The following is a 17,254-nucleotide window of genomic DNA, read 5'->3' as shown; positions in this document are numbered from 1 at the left end:
GGTTGCGGGTGCGGTTGCGGCGGGAGCCGTTGGTGGCCTCGGACGAGTCCGCGGTGGAGACCTCGGGCGCGGCCGAAACCTCGGTCGCGTCGGCGGTTTCGGTGGCGGTGGCCGCCACGGCGATGTCGGCCGGGGCGTTGCCGCCCTTGCCGCGGCGGCGGCGACGCTTGCGGCGGCCCGACTTCTCCGGGTCGCCGGTCGAATCACCTTCGGCCGCAGGGGCTTCGGTGGTCACCGTGGTGGCTTCGGCCACGCCGTCGGCCTGGCCGCCGCGGGTGCGGCGGCGGTTGCGGGCGCGGGGGGCGCGACGTTCGCGGTCGACGACGACGGCTTCCTCGTCGCGGTCGCGTTCCACGGGCCGCTTGCGGACGATGCCGGTCACGCCCTCGGGGATGCCGAGTTCCGAATACAGGTGGGGGGAACGGGAATACGTCTCCACCGGTTCCGGGATGCCCAGTTCGAGGGCCTTGTTGATCATGCCCCAGCGGGTGAGCTCGTCCCAGTCCACCAGCGTGACGGCGACACCCGTCTTGCCCGCGCGGCCGGTGCGGCCGATGCGGTGCACGTAGGTCTTCTCGTCCTCGGGGCACTGGTAGTTGACGACGTGGGTGACGTCGTCGATATCGATGCCGCGGGCGGCCACGTCGGTGGCGACCAGCACGTCGATCTTGCCCTCGCGGAACTTCTTGAGCGCCTTCTCACGGGCGATCTGTCCGAGGTCGCCGTGCACCGCGCCGACGGCGAAGCCGCGCTCGGCCAGATCGTCGGCGACCTTCTGTGCGGTCCGCTTGGTGCGCGCGAAAATCATTGTCGCGCCACGGGTTTCGGCCTGCAGGATGCGGGCGACCAGCTCGCTCTTGTCCAGCGCGTGTGCGCGGTAGACGAACTGCGCGATGCGGTCGTGCACCGCGGACTCGTGATGCTCCTCGGCCCGGATGTGGGTGGGCCGGTTGAGGAAGGTGCGGGCCAGGGTGATGATCGGGCCCGGCATGGTGGCCGAGAACAGCATGGTCTGGCGCTGATCGGGAACCATATTGAGAATGCGCTCGATATCGGGCAGGAAGCCCAGGTCGAGCATTTCGTCGGCCTCGTCGAGCACCAGCACCTGGACCTTGCCCAGGATCAGGTGGTTCTGCTGGGCCAGATCCAGCAGCCGGCCGGGCGTGCCGACGACCACGTCGACGCCGGAGCGCAGCGCCGCGATCTGCGTGTCGTAGGGGCGGCCGCCGTAGATGGCGTGGACCCGGACCTTGGTGCCGGTGACGTCGGCCAGGTACTTGCTGGCGTTCTCCAGGTCGGAGGTGACCTGCATGCACAGCTCGCGGGTCGGCACGATGACCAGGGCGCGCGGGGTGCCGTCCAGGGTCTTGGTGCCCGAGCCCTCGGAGGCGATGCGGTTGAGCAGCGGCACACCGAAGCCGAAGGTCTTGCCCATGCCGGTGCGGGCCTGGCCGATGAGATCCTCACCGGACAGCGCGAGCGGCAGGGTGAGTTCCTGAATGGCGAAGGTGCGTTCGATGCCGAGTTCAGCGAGGGCCCGGACAATTTCCGGCCGCACGCCCAATTCGGCGAAAGTGGGAGCGAGGTGGGTGTCGTCGAGTTCCGCGGTCAGCAGCGTCTCCGCCACACCCGGTTCCTGCTCTACGGTGATCTTGCTCAGGGTTCTTGCCTTTCCTCGTTTATCGCGTCTCGCGCGCACGAGGCGTGGGGCGGACCCGGTCGGCCCGCGACGACCACTTGATCCGTTTCTCGCCGCTGCTGGGATGCCCTCTCCGGTGGATGGGCGTCGACCTGGCGCGGCGGTGCTGTGAGGCGGATCGGAGTGCGCGCACATTTTCTCTGGACTACGGGCATGAATTTCCGCCGTCCGCGGAGATTGTAGCGTGATACGGCCTTCGCCCTGATTTCCGCCACCGCTAATGTGCAGCGTTATTGCGCTGGTAGGCGTGCTTATCGAGGGGTGGGTGTGCTGCTGCGTCGTTTCGCATTGGCGTTAATGATTGCGGCGCACCATAATTCGTCAGGAGCGGCCGTGCGGGCTCCCGGCGCGGCAGTTGAGTTGCTCACATGAGTGATACACGTTGTACCACTATCTGCGAAGGTTGTGCCGTGAGCTTGGCAGACACCGTGACTACCGCCGCCCAGAATCTGTGGGCACTGACCTTCGGCGAAGGCATCTCAGCCCCCGAGCCGACCCCGTCGACGGTGCTGTCCGATGCGCCGCACCGCGAGTTGCGCCGCTACGACGGTGCGGGCGCCGATGATCCGGCCGTGCTGCTGGTGCCGCCGCTGGCCGCGCCCGCCTTCTGCTTCGATCTGAGCCGTGAGCAGAGCCTGGCCCGCTTCCTGCTGGAGTCCGGCCGCGCTCCCTACCTGGTCGACTACGGCGACATCACCTTCGAAGACCGTCGCATGGGCTTCGAGACCTGGGTCGAGGACATCCTGCCCGAGGCGATCCGCCAGGTGTCGGCCGATCGCGGCGGGCGTCCGGTGGATCTGGTGGGCTGGTCCATCGGCGGCACCCTCGCCCTGCTGACCGCCGCGGCCGACCAGACCCTGCCCATCCGGTCGGTGACGGCAGTCGGCGCGCCGCTGAGCTATGACCACATGGTGGGTGCGCGCGAATTGCGCACGCTGGCGCGCATCGACGGCGGCCGGACCGCGACCGCCGCCATTCGCGCCGCCGGCGGCGTATCCGCGCAGCTGACCCGGATCGCCTACCGTGCGACCGCGTGGGAACGGGAACTCAAGCGCCCCTACTTCATTGCCAGCAATCTCGCGGACACCACGACGCTTGCTCGAATGGAGACCATCGACCGGTTCCAGAACGCCATGCCGGGTTATCCGGGGCGCTTCTACAACCAGCTGTGGGGCCGCTTCATTCTCAACAACGACATCGGCAAGGGCGTGGTGCACCTGGCCGGTCGGGAGATCGCGCTGGCCGAGATCACCCAGCCGGTGCTGCTGGTCGGCGGCCCGAACGACGCGATCACCGCGGCCGCCGCGGTCGAGCACGGCACCGAGACGCTGACCGGTTCGGCCGAGGTGCGCTACGAGACCGCGCCCGGTTCGCACCTCGGCATTCTCATCGCCCGCGACACCACGTGGACGTATCTGGACAAGTTCCTGCGCGACCTGGCCTGACCGGAACGGCAGTACTCAGATGCCGGGAACCTTTGGGAACGGCCGCTTTTCGGGCCAGGACCCGGCATCGAGCCTGCCGATCCGATAGCCCTTCGCCATGGCGGTGTCCACGATCTGCCGTCCGATGAGCTCGTACACCGCCTCGGTCGCATATCGTGGCGATGCTTCAGATAGCGGTCGATCTCCTGCGTCAGATAGCTGAGTGCGCCGTTCTTGGGTGGCGTCTTCCAATCCGAGGTGGCGATCGCGCAGCCTTCGGCATAGTTGGCGTAGCGCACCGGGGACAGCTCACCGAAGTCCGTGCGCAGCACCAGCGGGTCCTTGGACAGGCTGCGGTGCGGCGCGGTCGCTTGATCGGTCTGTTCGACGTCGCCGCGGGAAGCTCCCAACGACCGGTAGGTTTGAATTTTCAAGTGGCGCAAGGCCATTCGGGCAATTCGAGCGTAAGTCTGATGATGTGTCACCGATGGTTGAATGCGCGTCATTTTCTGCCGCTAGGGTGGGGTCCCATGGGAGCAAACTCGTCCACTGCGCTCGGTGCCGCCACCGGGTCTTCTGACGACAACAACCAGGAGTCGTCCGACGGCCGCATTTCCGCCGAACACCCCGGAGTCACCGACCTGTTCGCGGTTCTCGCCTACGGCGAGATTTCCGCCTTCTATCGTCTCGCCGAAGAGGCCAAGCTCTCGCCCAGCCTGCGTGGCCGGGTGGCCGTCGCCAAGATGGCGGGCAATGAGATGGAGCATTTCAAGACGCTCGAGGCCGCCCTCGCCGACCGCGGCGTGGACATCTTCGACGGTATGGCCCCGTTCGTGCGGGCGCTGGACGCCTATCACGCCTCCACCGACCCCTCCACCTGGCTGGAGTCGATGGTGAAGTTCTACGTCGGTGACGGCATCGCCGCCGACTTCTACACCGAGATCGCCGGCGCCCTGGCTCCCGAGGTCGCCGACGTGGTGCGCGATGTGCTGGCCGAGACCAGTCACTCGGAGTTCGTGATCGAGGAGGTGCGGACCGCGGTCGCGCAGAACCGGTCCGAGCGCGACCGGCTGGCGCTGTGGGGTCGCCGCCTGCTCGGCGAGGCCATCACCCAGGCGCAGTACGTGATGGCGCAGCGCGATGAGCTCACCGAGTTGGTGCTCACCGCCACCGGCGACCTGAGCGGTATCGCGACCCTCTTCGAGCACATGCAGAACAGTCACGCGGAACGCATGCGCGTGCTCGGTCTGGCCTGACGCTCGCTCCCAGCTCCCGCCCTGTTCGCTGACAGCGCAGGCGGTCGCGGCCGACCGCTGTCCCGGCTGCGCTAGCGTGATCAGGACAGCACTAGGACTCTAGGTTCGGAGGTTGGCCGTGGAGGTCAAGATCGGCATTTCGGATAGCCCGCGTGAGCTCGTCATCAACAGCTCGCAGACGCCCGCCGAGGTCGAGGCGGCCGTGACCGGCGCTCTGCAGGGTGAGGGTGGCGTTGTGGCGCTGACCGACGAGAAGGGCCGCAAGTTCCTGATCCAGGCCAGCAAGGTCGCCTATGTCGAGATCGGCACCCCGTCCTCGGGTCGGGTCGGCTTCGCGGCTGTCTGAAACGGCTGAACCGGACGAAAAGAATTGCCCCGCCGAGTTTCTCGGCGGGGCAATTCTTATTTGATTGGACGAGAGAACGTTTCTCTCATTCGATCGATCGGATTGTCTCAGTCGATCGGGTGGAGGGGCACGTGCTTGAGCCCGCCCCAGCAGAGCGCGACGGTGGTATCCACCGCGTCATCCTTCGAAATCGGGCGGTCCGCCTCGAGCCAGTAGCGCGCGCTCAGCTGACTCGCGCCGACCAGGCCGACGGCCAGCACCCGGGCCCGGTAGGGCTCCAGACCGGAATCGTGGGCGACGAGGTCGAAGACCGCGTCCACGCAGGCCTCGGTGGCCTGCTCGACCCGGCGCTGCACCTGCGGCTCGTTGGTCAGATCGGATTCGAAAACCAGTCGGAAGCCCTGGGTTTCGTGATCGACGAAGTCGAAGTACGCCTGGACGGCGGCGCGCACGCGCTGCTTGTTGCTGGTGGTCGAGCGCAGCGCCTGGCGCACGCTGGACACCAGGGCGTCGACGTAGTTCTGCAGCACGGCCAGATACAGCTCGAGCTTGCTCGAGAAGTGCTGGTAGAGCACCGGTTTGCTGACCCCGGCGCATTGCGAGATCTCATCCATACCCGAGGCGTGATAGCCGCGCTGCACGAAGACCTCGCTGGCTGCGGCGAGTAGCTGTGCCCGGCGCGCCTCCCGAGGAAGGCGGGTGCCGCGCTTGCTCGTCGCCTCGGATGACATGCGGTGCGAAGTCATCCGGTCCACGAGGTCAGTCATTTCCGATCTCCCAGTTGATTCCCGGCGGGAAGGATGTTCACCGGGCGGTATCCACCGAACGATACTCGCTCGGGGGGCCGGTGCAGATCCAGGTTCCGAATATTGTGGCGTCGATTATGCGAGGCCGATCACAACTGTGTAGCACATCTTCCGAATTGTGAGATCTGCCCCATTGGGGTGAGATATCTCGCAGCAATACCGGCCCCCAACCCCGCGCCCGAGTGCATCGGGTCGCACTGTGAGAGTCTGTGTGTCGTGACCGACCATGGGGGTAGCGATTCCGGCGGGCGTGGAACCACACGTCGGGGGAGACCCACCGGGCCGATCTACGATCCGCTCGGTTTGTATTCGGACAGCGCCCCATCGCAGACCGGCCCGTCGGTATCTCCCGCGGTCAACGCCCCGGTCGTCCAGTCACCGGTGACCCAGGTTTCCTCCCATCAGCCGCTGCGGGCGCGCTGGGACCCCACCGCTCCGCCCGCCGACGGCCCCAATCGGCAGCGCCCCGACCGCGAGACCAAACGCCAGAGTCCGCTGGGCCGCTTCGTGAACACCTACGGCTGGCGCGCCTACGCACTGCCCGTGCTGCTGGTGATCACGGTCCTGGTGGCCGTGGATGCCTTGCGCCACACCGGCGACAGCGATACCGGACTTCCGGGCTTCGGTCATCTGAGCGCGCACACCGACAAGCCCAGCGGCATCTACGGCGGGCCCAAGGGTGACGGAAAGTACGCGGTGGACCTGCCTTCCGGCGTGGTCCCCGCGGGCGGCTCCTACACCGATACCGGCAAGGGCACCTGGCATGTGGTGCCGGGTACGACCGGTCAGGTGGGTACCGGCTCCGAGCACGTCTTCAACTACACCGTCGAGGTGGAGGACGGCGTGGACACCGCGAGCCTCGGCGGCGACGACGCCATCGGCAAGATGGTCGACGCGACGCTGGCCAATCCCAAGTCCTGGACCCATGATCCGCGTTTCGCCTTCCATCGCATCGACACCGGTAATCCGGATTTCCGCGTCTCGCTCACCTCACGCGACACAACTCGCAAGTCCTGCGGCTTCGAGATCCCGATCGACTCCTCCTGCTACAACGCCGATCTCGGCCGGGTGCTGCTCTCGGAGGTGCGCTGGGTGCGCGGCGCGCTCTCGGACGAAGGGGATGTCGGGTCGTATCGGCAGTACCAGATCAATCATGAAGTGGGACATGCCATCGGCTATCACGAGCATCAGCCGTGCGAGACCGACGGCGGCCTGGCCCCGGTGATGATGCAGCAGACCTTCGGGATCAAGAACAACGACATCGCGAAGCTCGATCCCGAAGGCGTGGTGCCGATGGACGGCAAGTCCTGCCGCTTCAACCCTTGGCCGTATCCCCGCGGCTAGGGGACAGCGCGATCAGGCGGCGGCGGCCACCGGTTCGGTGGCCGGAACCGCCGAACTCCGTTGCCGGACGGTGACACCCAGGCCCACCAGGGCTCCCAGACCCGCGCTCGCCGCCGTGGCGAGGATCGCGGCCCGGAAGCCGTGCTGTACCGCGACCGTCGTGCCGTAGCCACCCGTAGCGGTGAAAACCGCTGAGGTGACCGCGATTCCGAGGCTGCCGCCGAACTGCCGGGTGGCGTTGTAGATGCCCGAGGCAGTGCCGATGGCTTCGGGTTCGACCGAGCTGATGGCGGCGTTCTGCACTGCGGGCATGGCGGCCGAGATGCCCACTCCGGCGAGCAGCATGGGCACGACCAGGGCCGGATATCCGGCACCGGTTCCGGCGGCCAGGGCGATCCAGCCGAAGCCGACGGCCGCGAGCAGCAGGCCGCTCACGACCAGTCGCCGCTCACCGACCCGGGCCATGGCCGACCCCGAGAGCGGTGCGATCACGAAAAGCGTTGCGGTCCAGGGCAGCAGGCGCAGGCCGGAGCCGAGTGGGCTGTTGTGCAGCCCGGCCTGCAGGTACTGGGCGAAGAAGAACGCGGTGCCGAACAGCGCCGCGGTCATGAGCACGCCCGCCAGATTCGCGGCGCTGAAACCGCGATGGGCGAACAGCCGCAGCGGAATCATCGGCTGCCGGGCCCGCGACTCCCAGCCGACGAAGGCGGCCAGCAGCACCGCGCCGCCGATCAACGCGCCCAGCACCTCGGCACTGGTCCAGCCGCTGGTGTTGCCGCGGACCAGGCCCAGGATCAGGCCGAGTACGCCGAGTCCGGAGAGCACGACCCCGATGATGTCGACATCCCGTGCGGGCCCGGTGCTTTCGGCCACGAACCGTCGCACCAGCGGGATCAGTGCCAGCCCGATCGGCACGTTGAGCCAGAAGATCCACTCCCAGGTGAGTCCCTGCACGACCGCTCCGCCGACCACCGGTCCGCCGAGGATGGCGAGCCCGACGACCCCGGAGAAGATACCCATGGCCTTCCCCCGCTGTTCGGGTGGGAAGGCCACCCCGACCAGCGCGAACGAGGCGGGCATGATCATTGCCGCGCCCGCGCCCTGCACCGTGCGGGCCGCGATCAGCCAGTCGATGCCGGTGCTCAGCGCGCAGGCGGCCGAGGCCGCGGTGAACAGGACCAGCCCGGCGATGAGCAGGCGCCGGCGGCCGAATCGATCGCCGAGTACGGCCGCCGTGAGCAGCAGGACGGCCAGGGCGAGGGTGTAGGAGTTGAGTGTCCAGCCCAGTGCTTCCAGGGAGGCACCGAGTTTGACGCGAATGGTGTTGAGCGCGGTGGTGACGACGAGCGCGTCGAGCCCCACCATGAGGGACGCCACCGAAGCCAGGGCGAGCGTCCAGCGCTGATGCGTGGTCATGGCTGACCTTCCGAGCGAGTAGGGGTGTTGCCGGTACGTACTCGCGGGTCGGCGAAAACTCATCGCTCGACGGGGAGCAGTTGCCGTGCTAGCAAGGTGGGATGACCGCCACTGTCGACGACGTGGTCGCCGTCGCTGATTCACATCGTTCGGAACTGCTCGCCTACTGCTACCGGATGACCGGTTCGCTGCACGATGCCGAGGATCTGGTGCAGGAGATCCAGGTGCGTGCCTGGAAGGCGGCGAAATCCTATGATCCGCAACGGGCTTCGATCCGAACCTGGCTGTATCGGATCGCCACCAATGTCTGCCTGACCGCGCTCGCGAGCGCCGAAAGGCGGGTGCTGCCGGTGGATTTGGCGGAGCCGAATCCTGTGGTGGGACCTGGTCGTCTGCCGCCCGCCCGCGAAATCCATTGGCTGGAACCGTTTCCGGACGCGATGCTCGGCGACGGTGACCCGGCCGCGGTGGTAGCGGCCCGGGAGAGCGTGCGGCTGGCGTTCGTGGCCGCCTTGCAGCATCTGCCGCCGCTACAACGTGCGGTGCTGATCCTGCGGGATGTGCTGGCACTGCGCGCCGCCGAGGTGGCCGGGCTGCTCGACACCACGACGGCGGCGGTCAACAGTGCGCTCCAGCGGGCGCACGCCCAGTTGCCCGGCATCGACGCCGGTCCCGGCGAACTCGCGGATGCCGAGCAGCGCGAGTGGCTGGCCCGCTACGTCGAGGCCTTCGAGACCATGGATATCGATGCGCTGAAGCGGATTCTGCGCGAGGACGCTCTCCTGCAGATGCCGCCTTTCGTGGCCTGGTTCCACGGCCGCGATCCGGTCACGGCCTTCCTGGCCGGGGTCTTCGCCCGCGGCGAGGGCTTCCGCATGGTGCCGGTCCGGGCCAACGGCCGCCCGGCGCTGGCCGCCTACGTCCGAACCGACGGCGAGATCTACCAGGCCGCGAACCTGCACGTCCTGACCCTCGACCACGACGGCATCGCCCGTATGGATCTGTTCCACGACCCCGACCTGTTCCGCCTCTTCGACCTCCCGGCCTGGCTCTGACCCGCGTCCGGTCCGGCCGGAACCGGGAAATAGACTCGGGGAAGAACACCGTCCGTCCCGGTGTTGCAGCAATGGCCGCGAGTATCCCGGCGAATTCGATTGAGGAGTCCGAAGACGTGTCATCGCATGCCTCCCTGCCGCCCCTGGTGGAGCCTGCGGCGGAGCTGACCCGGGACGAGGTCGCCCGCTACAGCCGCCATCTGATCATTCCCGACCTGGGGACCGTCGGGCAGAAACGCTTGAAGAACGCCCGCGTGCTGGTGATCGGCGCGGGCGGGCTCGGCTCTCCTGCACTGCTGTATCTGGCCGCCGCGGGCGTGGGCACGCTCGGCATCGTCGAGTTCGACGAGGTGGACGCGTCGAACCTGCAGCGTCAGATCATTCACGGCGAATCCGATATCGGCCGTTCCAAGGCCGACTCCGCCCGCGATTCGATTCTGGAGATCAATTCCGGAATCAATGTGGAGCTGCACAAGATTCGCCTCGAGCCCGACAACGCGATCGAGCTGTTTCAGCAGTACGACCTGATCGTCGACGGCACCGACAACTTCGCGACCCGCTACCTGGTCAACGATGCCGCCGTGCTGGCGGGCAAGCCGTACGTGTGGGGTTCCATCTACCGCTTCGAGGGCCAGGTCTCGGTCTTCTGGGAGGACGCCCCCGACGGTCGTGGCATCAACTACCGCGATCTCTACCCGGAGGCTCCGCCGCCGGGCATGGTCCCCTCCTGCGCGGAGGGCGGCGTGCTGGGCGTGCTGTGCGCGTCGATCGGTTCGATCATGGTGACCGAGGCGATCAAGCTGATCACCGGCATCGGCGACCCGCTGCTGGGCCGGCTCATGGTGTACGACGCACTCGACATGTCCTACCGGACCATCAAGCTGCGCCGCGATCCCGAGCGTGAGCCGATCACCGAACTCATCGACTACGACGCGTTCTGCGGCGTGGTGTCGGAGGAGGGTCAGGCCGCCGCGATCGGTTCGACCGTGACCGCGCGCGAGCTCAAGGAGATGCTCGACGCGGGCAAGGATGTCGCCATCATCGATGTGCGCGAACCGGTGGAATGGGACATCGTCCGGATCGAGGGCGCGACCCTGATCCCGAAGGACCGCATCCTGTCCGGCGAGGCCCTGGCAGAACTGCCGCAGAACACGCCGATCGTGTTGCACTGCAAGACCGGTATCCGCTCGGCGGAGGCCCTGGCCGCGTTGAAGAACGCCGGTTTCTCCGACGCCACCCACCTGCAGGGCGGAATCATCGCCTGGGCCAACCAGGTTGACCCGTCGTTGCCGGTCTACTGACCGAATAGGGGTCCGGGAGTAGGTCTTCCGGACCCCTGTTTCAGGTCCTGACACGCAAAATTTCCGGCAACTTCCCGAGTTCGTTCCGGGTGGTCGGTTATCCCGCGTGGCGTCCGATTCCCGCCTCTTTACGGCGGTACCGTACGCGCGTGACCATGACAGCTGTGGAACCTCCCGAGCACGTGCGCTCGACCTTCGGGTTGCGCGAGGAAGCGCCGGTTCCGCTGGGCAATTGGGACGGCGGCTGGCGACTCGGCGACGTGGTGCTGAGCCCGGTGACCGATCACGCGCGGGCCGCCTGGTCGGCGAAGGTGCGCGAGACGCTGCGGGTGGACGGTATCCGCCTGGCCCGCCCGGTCCGCGCCACCGATGGCCGCTATGTCGTTTCGGGTTGGCGCGCCGACACCTATCTCGACGGTCTGCCCGAGCCGCGCCACGACGAGGTGGTGTCGCTGTCGCTGCGCCTGCATCAGAAGACGGTGCAGCTGGAGCGTCCCCGCTTCCTGGCCGCGCAGCCGGTGGCGCCGTGGGCGGATGTGGATGTCTTCGCGGCCTCGGATCGTGCTGCGTGGGAGGCTGTTCCGCTGCGCAGCCTGAAGCTGGGCGGCATGCTGGACTCCACCTCGCCCGACGGTGACCGCAGCCTGACGCTGATCACCCAGCTGTCCACCCTGCGCAAACCGGTGAGCACGCCCGCGCAGCTGGTGCACGGGGATCTGTTCGGCACCGTGCTGTTCTCGAGTGGTTTCGCGCCCGGTCTCACCGACATCACCCCGTACTGGCGGCCCGCCCCGTGGGCCGCGGCGGTGATCGTGGTCGACGCCCTGTCGTGGGGCGGCGCGGACGACGGCCTGCTGGAACGCTGGGCGGATCTGCCCGAATGGCCGCAGATGCTGGTGCGCGCGGTCATGTTCCGGCTCGCGGTCCATGCCCTGCATCCACGCTCCACGCCGGAGTCGTTCCCGGGGCTGTCCCGCACCGCGGACATGATCCGGCTGCTGCTGTAGCCGATCGCACTCATGAAGAAGGCCGCACCGGGCGACGATTCCGGTGCGGCCTTCTCAATCCCCCGAGGGGAGGGGATCTTTGGAAGAGCGCGCTTCCAAAGCTTGCGTCGTGCTTTACACGTTGGCGTGCGCCAGCGAGGGCACCCGTCCGACCGCGAACGACGACCGCAGGTAGAACCACCAGGTCAGCGCGCCCATGGCCAGGTACGCCACCACGTATCCCCAGAAGGCCGGATTCATGCTGTGGTAGTGGGTGTTCGACAGTCGCAGTGCCTGCTGCAGCACCCAGCCGCCCGCCGCGCCGACCGCGCCGATGACACCGATCGCCGCGCCCGCCTGCCGCTTCGCCGACACCAGTGCTTCCGCGATGTCCCCGCCGGTCTCCGAAGCGCGTTTGCGCGCTTCGGCGGTGAAGATCATCGGGATCATCCGGTAGGTGGAGCCGTTGCCGATGCCGCTGAACACGAACAGCAGCAGGAACGAGATCAGGTACAGCGGAAAGCTCTTGGCGGACAACGACGCCACGATGAGCGCCGCCGAGACCGCCATGCCGCCGAAGACATACAGCGTGATCTTCGCGCCGCTGAGCTTGTCGGCGATCCAGCCGCCGAAGGGCCGGCTCATGGATCCGACGAGCGCGCCGAGGAAGGCGAGGTTGCCGAGCGTGCCCATCCAGCCGATCTTGGCGAGGCTGGGGAAGTTGGCCTTGAGCAGGGTCGGGAAGGCGAAGGAGAAGCCGATGAAGGAACCGAAGGTGCCGATGTAGAGGACGGCCATCACCCAGGTGTGCGGGTTCTTCAGGGCCAGCTTGTAGGACGAGCCATCGGATTTCGCGCCGGAGAGCGAGTCCATGTAGCGCAGCGCGCCGAACAGGGCGATCAGGATGAACGGAATCCACATGAGCACCGCGAGGGTGATGCCGAACCGGTAGCCGCCCGGGTTCTTGGCGAAGATGTGCGTGCCGAGGGTGATGATCAGCGGCACGAACAACTGGGTCTGTGCCACACCGAGATTGCCGCCCGCGGCATTGATGCCCAGCGCCGCGCCCTTCTTACCCTCGGGGAAGAAGAAGTTGATGTTGGCCATCGAGGAGGAGAAGTTGCCGCCGCCGACGCCGGCGAGGGCCGCCAGCACCATGAACACCCACATGGGTGTGCTCGGGTGGTTGATGAAGTAGGCGATGCCGAGGGTGGGGATGAGCAGCATGGCCGCGCTGAAGGCGGTGAAGGCCCGGCCGCCGAAGCGCGGGATGGCGAAGGTGTAGGGGACGCGCAGTGCCGCACCGACCAGGGTCGGGGTGGAGGTGAGCAGCAGGGCGTTGTTCACCGCGTCGGGGTTCTTCGCGCCCAGGAAGGCGAATCCGGCCGAGCCCATGGCGGTCACGATGCTGGCCCAGATGACCCAGATGCTGAAGCCGAGGTTCTCCGCGAACACGGAGAACATCAGATTCTTGCGGGCTGTTTGTTTACCCCCGTTTTCCCAGAATTCATTGTTGTCCGGTTCCCAGCGGTCGATCCACCGCCCGCGTTTCTGGAAGGTGAAGGCGGTGTCGGGTGCCTCTACAACGGTGGCCATGAGCAGGTGTCCTCTCGGCTGTCGCGACCGCCCTCATCAATCGGTTCCCGGTAGGGGAGGGGAACCGGTGCGGTCGCGTTCAACCGTAGGAACTACTTTTTACGTGCGAATGGCATTCGGTGACAGGAAAGGTAATTCCAGCTCACTTTTCGGCGTGCCGCGCGGTGACGTTCCGGTTACTCGAATTTCGTATCAAGCGTCCGGTATTCGGCCATCAGCGAGTTGAGGAAGCAGTTCGCGGTGCGGGCCGCGCGTTCCGGATCGCCGTCGATCACCGCCTGCACCAGTTCGGCGTGTTCCTCGTGATAGGTCTCGCCCTCGCGCTCGGACCGGAATCGGATCCCCTCGGCGATGACGGGCAGCAGTGAGTCGTAGAACTCCAGGTATACCGCATTGTGGCTGGCGACGACGATCGCGCGGTGCAGTTGCACATCGGCCTCGATGGCGGCCTCGAAGTCGGTGTCCCAGTACCGGGTTCGGTCCTCGACCAGTCGCCGCAGGGTTGCCATATCGGTCTCGTCGCGGCGGGTGGCGGCCAGCCGGGCGGCGGTGGTGTCGAGAGCCTGCCGTAGTTCGAGCAGATCGCGCTGATGCGCGTCGGCGAAGTAGGACGACAGCGTCCCGCCGAGGCTGGAGGTGGAGATGACGTAGGTCCCCGAACCCTGTCTGCGTTCCAGCATGCCGGCATGCACGAGCGCCTGTACGGCCTCGCGCACCGTATTACGGCCGGTGCCGGTGAGTTCGGTGAGTTCGGGCTCGGTGGGGATACGCGAGCCGACGGCCCAACGGCCGGAACGGATTTCGGCACGAAGCTGCTCTGTCACCTGGGCGATGAGGCTCGTGCGCCGGACTGGTTGCACGGGGGACAGCGTACCCTGCCTCACATTCGTTGCATCACATCATCGGGTCATCCTATGATTTCGTGGTGACTGCGACGATGGATGAGACGATGACAACCTCGCGGGGGACCGCCCCCGCGCCCCGCCGACCCGCCGCCATCGATCGCACCCCGCTCCCGCACGAACTCTCCAAGCGCTCGCTCTTCGAGGGCCGCCTGCTGGTCTTCGCCGCGATCGTGATGTCCGCGCTGACCCTGCGCGTCGCCGTCACCGCGTTCACCCCGCTGGCCGGGCGGATCGGCCACGACATCGGCTATTCGACCGCCGTCGTCGGTGTGTTCGGCATGCTGCCGACCGCCATGTTCGCCCTGGGCGGGCTGATCACGCCGATCATCTCGCGTCGCCTGGGCCTGGAAATGACCGCGCTGGTCGCCATGCTGATGACCGGCGTCGGCCAGGTGCTGCGGGCCATCGTGCCCAATACCTGGGAGCTGCTGGCCTTCTCGGCCTTCGCGCTGGCCGGCATGGGCATCGGCAATATCGTGATCCCGCCGCTGGTGAAGCGGTACTTCTCCGACCGGCTGGCGGTGCTCAGCTCGGTCTACATCGTGATGGTGCAGCTGGGCACGGTCTTCCCGGCGCTGATCACGGTGCCGATGGCCGACGCGCACGGCTGGCGGCTCTCGGTGGGCATGTGGGCCGCGCTGGCCTTCGCCGCCGCGCTGCCGTGGATCGCCGTGCTGCGGGTCCGCCGTCAGCGTGCGCTGGTCGACACCACCGAATTGGCCTCCGAGGCAAGCGTCTTGCCTTCCGGCGCCACCGAATCCGGCAAGGTGTGGCGCTCGCCGCTGGCCTGGGGCATGGCCTTCATGTTCGGTATGACCTCGCTGATCACCTATTCGCTGTTCACCTGGATGCCGACGATCTTCAGCGATGCCGGGGCCAGCGCGTCCTTCGGCGGCAGCATGGTCGGCATCTTCGCGCTCATCGGCCTGGTCGCCGCGCTGGGTGCGCCGGTCGTGGTGGGCCGCATGGCCAATCCGTTCCCGGTGGTGATCGGCTGCGCGGTGTTCTTCCTGATCGGTTTCGCCGGTCTGCTGTTCGCGCCGATGGCCGCCCCGCTGCTGTGGGTGCTGGCACTGGGGTTGGGCCCGTCGACCTTCCCGATGGCGCTGACGCTGATCAACCTGCGCACCCGCACGGGTGCCGGTTCGGCCTCGCTGTCCGGGTTCACCCAGGGCGTCGGCTACTCCGTGGCTTGCCTGGGCCCGCTGGTGTTCGGTGCGCTGCATTCGATGACCGGTGGTTGGCTGGCTCCCTTCGGCTTCCTGGTGCTCGCGGTCGTCGTTCTGATCGTCGGCGGCTGGGTGGCGTGCAAGCCGCAGTTGCTCGAGGACACCTGGAACTAGCGGTTCTCCGCCATTCGAATAATTTCACCGTTCGAGTTGCCGAGCCGTGAGGTTGGGGCCATGCTTTGTGGCAAGGCTCTCACCTCACGGCTCGGATTCGTGTTTCCTGGTGATATGTAGCCTGCGGAAACCGTTGTGTCACACGGGCGAAACATAAGCCCACTTCTCACGCCGAATGGTCGGATTTCGTGAGCAACCGTTGATTTAACGGTCATTTCGCGCATCATCACCGCAATACCCGTTTTCTACCTTGAGGCCATCCAGATTTCAGGAGGGCCTCTTGTTGACGACGCTGACCCGCAAGCGCGACATCGAGCATTGGGATGCCGAGGATGTCGCCGCTTGGGAAGCCGGTGGTAAGAACATCGCGCGCCGCAATCTGATCTGGTCGGTCTTCGCCGAGCACGTCGGGTTCTCGGTGTGGTCGATCTGGTCGGTCATGGTGCTGTTCATGCCGACCGCGACCTTCCACATCGACCCGGCCGGCAAGTTCTTCCTGGGCGCGGTACCGACTCTGGTCGGTGGCCTCGCGCGGATCCCGTACACCGTGCTCACCGCCAAGTTCGGCGGCCGCAACTGGACGATCGTGAGCGCGCTGCTGCTGCTGATCCCCACGCTGCTGGCGCTGTACTTCATCAACCAGCCGGGCACCTCCTACACGACCTTCCTGATCGTGGCGGCCTTCGCGGGCCTGGGCGGCGGCAACTTCTCCTCCTCGATGTCCAACATCAACGTCTTCTACCCGCAGCGGCTCAAGGGCTGGGCCCTGGGCATGAACGCGGGTGGCGGCAATATCGGTGTGCCGGTCGTGCAGCTGATCGGTCTGGCGGTGATCGCGACCCTGGGCAACGCCTACGGCAATGCCTCGGTGGTGTGCGCGGTCTACCTGGTGCTGATCGTGGTCGCGGCCATCGGCGCGGCGCTGTTCATGGACAACGTGAAGAACCAGAAGGCCGACCTGTCCTACATGCTCAAGGCGCTGAAGGTGCCGCAGTCGTGGGCCATCGCGTTCCTGTACATCGGCACCTTCGGTTCGTTCATCGGCTACAGCTTCGCCTTCGGTCAGGTGCTGCAGATCAGCTTCAAGGCGGGCGGCGCGAGTGTCGCGGCGGCCACCCTGCACGCCGCGCAGATCGCCTTCATCGGCCCGCTGCTGGGTTCGCTGGCCCGCCCCTACGGCGGCAAGTTGGCCGACCGCATCGGCGGCAGCAAGGTCACGCTCTTCACCTTCCTCGCCATGACGGCGGCGGCCGTGGTGGTCGCGGTGTCCTCCACGATGGGCGATCACGCCGGGTACCCGAAGGGCGGCGTGATGGTGGCGCTGATCGTCGGTTTCACCGCGCTGTTCGTCATCTCCGGCATCGGCAACGGTGCGGTCACCAAGATCATCCCGTCGGTGTTCGAGGCGAAATCCCGTTCGCTGGAAGGTGATTCGGCCTCCCGCGCGGCGTGGGCCCGTAACACCTCCGGTGCGCTGATCGGCTTCGTCGGCGCGATCGGCGCACTGGGCGGCGTCGGCATCAACCTGGTGCTGCGCAGCTCCTACGCCTCCACCAAGTCCGCGACCACCGCCTTCTGGGTCTTCATGGCCTTCTACGTGGTGTGCGGCCTGGTCTGCTGGGCGGTCTTCATGCGCCGTCCGAGCCTGCGGGCTCTCGCTCCTGAAACCACCGACGCCGATGTCGTCGTCGAGGCCGAAGCACTGGTGCTCGAGGCCGAATCCGGCACCGCCGGAACCGATTCCCCGTCCACCTCGTCGGCTCGCGCCTGACGTCCA

13 protein-coding genes and 1 pseudogene are annotated in these 17,254 nt (G+C 66.9%); 9 read left to right on the top strand and 5 right to left on the bottom strand.

The genetic code is table 11. The features are described from left to right. Window positions 1–255 precede the first annotated feature (255 nt). Window positions 256–1,699, bottom strand: a pseudogene (locus ACFXHA_RS30015) (DEAD/DEAH box helicase); the annotation flags it as partial. Between the two features lie 410 nt (window positions 1,700–2,109). Between ACFXHA_RS30015 and ACFXHA_RS30010 the strand changes: the two are divergent. From ACFXHA_RS30010 to ACFXHA_RS30000, 3 genes are all read left to right on the top strand, one after another. After that, the gene (locus ACFXHA_RS30010) at window positions 2,110–3,144 is read left to right on the top strand and encodes an alpha/beta fold hydrolase (RefSeq protein ID WP_379362342.1); all 1,035 of its coding nucleotides are present in this window, start codon (window positions 2,110–2,112) and stop codon (window positions 3,142–3,144) included. Window positions 3,145–3,653: 509 nt separating this feature from the next. Further along, window positions 3,654–4,379: a ferritin-like fold-containing protein gene (locus tag ACFXHA_RS30005; protein ID WP_379362341.1), complete on the top strand. Its 726-nt coding sequence runs from the start codon at window positions 3,654–3,656 to the stop codon at window positions 4,377–4,379. Window positions 4,380–4,497: 118 nt separating this feature from the next. Continuing rightward, entirely contained in the window at window positions 4,498–4,725 is a 228-nt protein-coding gene (locus ACFXHA_RS30000) for a DUF3107 domain-containing protein (protein ID WP_379362340.1), read from the top strand. Between the two features lie 107 nt (window positions 4,726–4,832). Here ACFXHA_RS30000 and ACFXHA_RS29995 read toward each other — a convergent pair whose 3' ends face one another. After that, entirely contained in the window at window positions 4,833–5,492 is a 660-nt protein-coding gene (locus ACFXHA_RS29995) for a TetR/AcrR family transcriptional regulator (protein ID WP_379362339.1), read from the bottom strand. Between the two features lie 420 nt (window positions 5,493–5,912). Between ACFXHA_RS29995 and ACFXHA_RS29990 the strand changes: the two genes are divergently transcribed. Then, window positions 5,913–6,875, top strand: coding sequence for a DUF3152 domain-containing protein (locus ACFXHA_RS29990; protein ID WP_379362338.1), 963 nt, complete (start codon window positions 5,913–5,915; stop codon window positions 6,873–6,875). Window positions 6,876–6,887: 12 nt separating this feature from the next. Here ACFXHA_RS29990 and ACFXHA_RS29985 read toward each other — a convergent pair whose 3' ends face one another. Continuing rightward, window positions 6,888–8,291 carry a DHA2 family efflux MFS transporter permease subunit gene (locus ACFXHA_RS29985; RefSeq protein ID WP_379362337.1) on the bottom strand — a complete coding sequence of 468 codons (1,404 nt, stop codon included), beginning with the start codon at window positions 8,289–8,291 and terminating at the stop codon, window positions 6,888–6,890. Window positions 8,292–8,392: 101 nt separating this feature from the next. Here ACFXHA_RS29985 and ACFXHA_RS29980 point away from each other — a divergent pair, with 101 nt between their 5' ends. The 3 genes from ACFXHA_RS29980 to ACFXHA_RS29970 all read left to right on the top strand — a co-directional run bounded on the left by ACFXHA_RS29980 (window position 8,393) and on the right by ACFXHA_RS29970 (window position 11,654). Then, window positions 8,393–9,346 carry a sigma-70 family RNA polymerase sigma factor gene (locus tag ACFXHA_RS29980; RefSeq protein ID WP_379362336.1) on the top strand — a complete coding sequence of 318 codons (954 nt, stop codon included), beginning with the start codon at window positions 8,393–8,395 and terminating at the stop codon, window positions 9,344–9,346. 116 nt (window positions 9,347–9,462) lie between these two features. Further along, complete coding sequence (moeZ, locus tag ACFXHA_RS29975) at window positions 9,463–10,647, top strand: adenylyltransferase/sulfurtransferase MoeZ (protein ID WP_379362335.1); 1,185 nt, start codon at window positions 9,463–9,465, stop codon at window positions 10,645–10,647. Between the two features lie 155 nt (window positions 10,648–10,802). Continuing rightward, a complete protein-coding gene (locus tag ACFXHA_RS29970; protein ID WP_379362683.1) occupies window positions 10,803–11,654 on the top strand; it encodes a TIGR02569 family protein in 852 nt (283 codons plus the stop codon). 114 nt (window positions 11,655–11,768) lie between these two features. On the opposite strand, the gene ACFXHA_RS29965 is transcribed toward ACFXHA_RS29970, so the two are convergent. Together ACFXHA_RS29965 and ACFXHA_RS29960 are read right to left on the bottom strand one after the other, a co-directional pair. After that, window positions 11,769–13,229 carry an MFS transporter gene (locus ACFXHA_RS29965; RefSeq protein ID WP_379362334.1) on the bottom strand — a complete coding sequence of 487 codons (1,461 nt, stop codon included), beginning with the start codon at window positions 13,227–13,229 and terminating at the stop codon, window positions 11,769–11,771. 176 nt (window positions 13,230–13,405) lie between these two features. Further along, entirely contained in the window at window positions 13,406–14,089 is a 684-nt protein-coding gene (locus ACFXHA_RS29960; RefSeq protein ID WP_379362333.1) for a FadR/GntR family transcriptional regulator, read from the bottom strand. 218 nt (window positions 14,090–14,307) lie between these two features. Here ACFXHA_RS29960 and ACFXHA_RS29955 point away from each other — a divergent pair, with 218 nt between their 5' ends. Together ACFXHA_RS29955 and ACFXHA_RS29950 are read left to right on the top strand one after the other, a co-directional pair. Beyond that, window positions 14,308–15,477 (top strand): MFS transporter, encoded by a 1,170-nt coding sequence (locus ACFXHA_RS29955; protein WP_379362682.1) that lies wholly within the window; start codon window positions 14,308–14,310, stop codon window positions 15,475–15,477. Between the two features lie 280 nt (window positions 15,478–15,757). Beyond that, window positions 15,758–17,248: a nitrate/nitrite transporter gene (locus tag ACFXHA_RS29950; protein WP_379362332.1), complete on the top strand. Its 1,491-nt coding sequence runs from the start codon at window positions 15,758–15,760 to the stop codon at window positions 17,246–17,248. Window positions 17,249–17,254: the final 6 nt, after the last annotated feature.

Origin of the sequence: Nocardia sp. NPDC059240 (genome assembly GCF_042753865.1) — a bacterium.
Taxonomy (GTDB): Bacteria; Actinomycetota; Actinomycetes; order Mycobacteriales; family Mycobacteriaceae; genus Nocardia.
The sequence above is the reverse complement of the archived record's forward strand: the minus strand, read 5'-3'. Positions and strand labels throughout refer to the sequence as shown.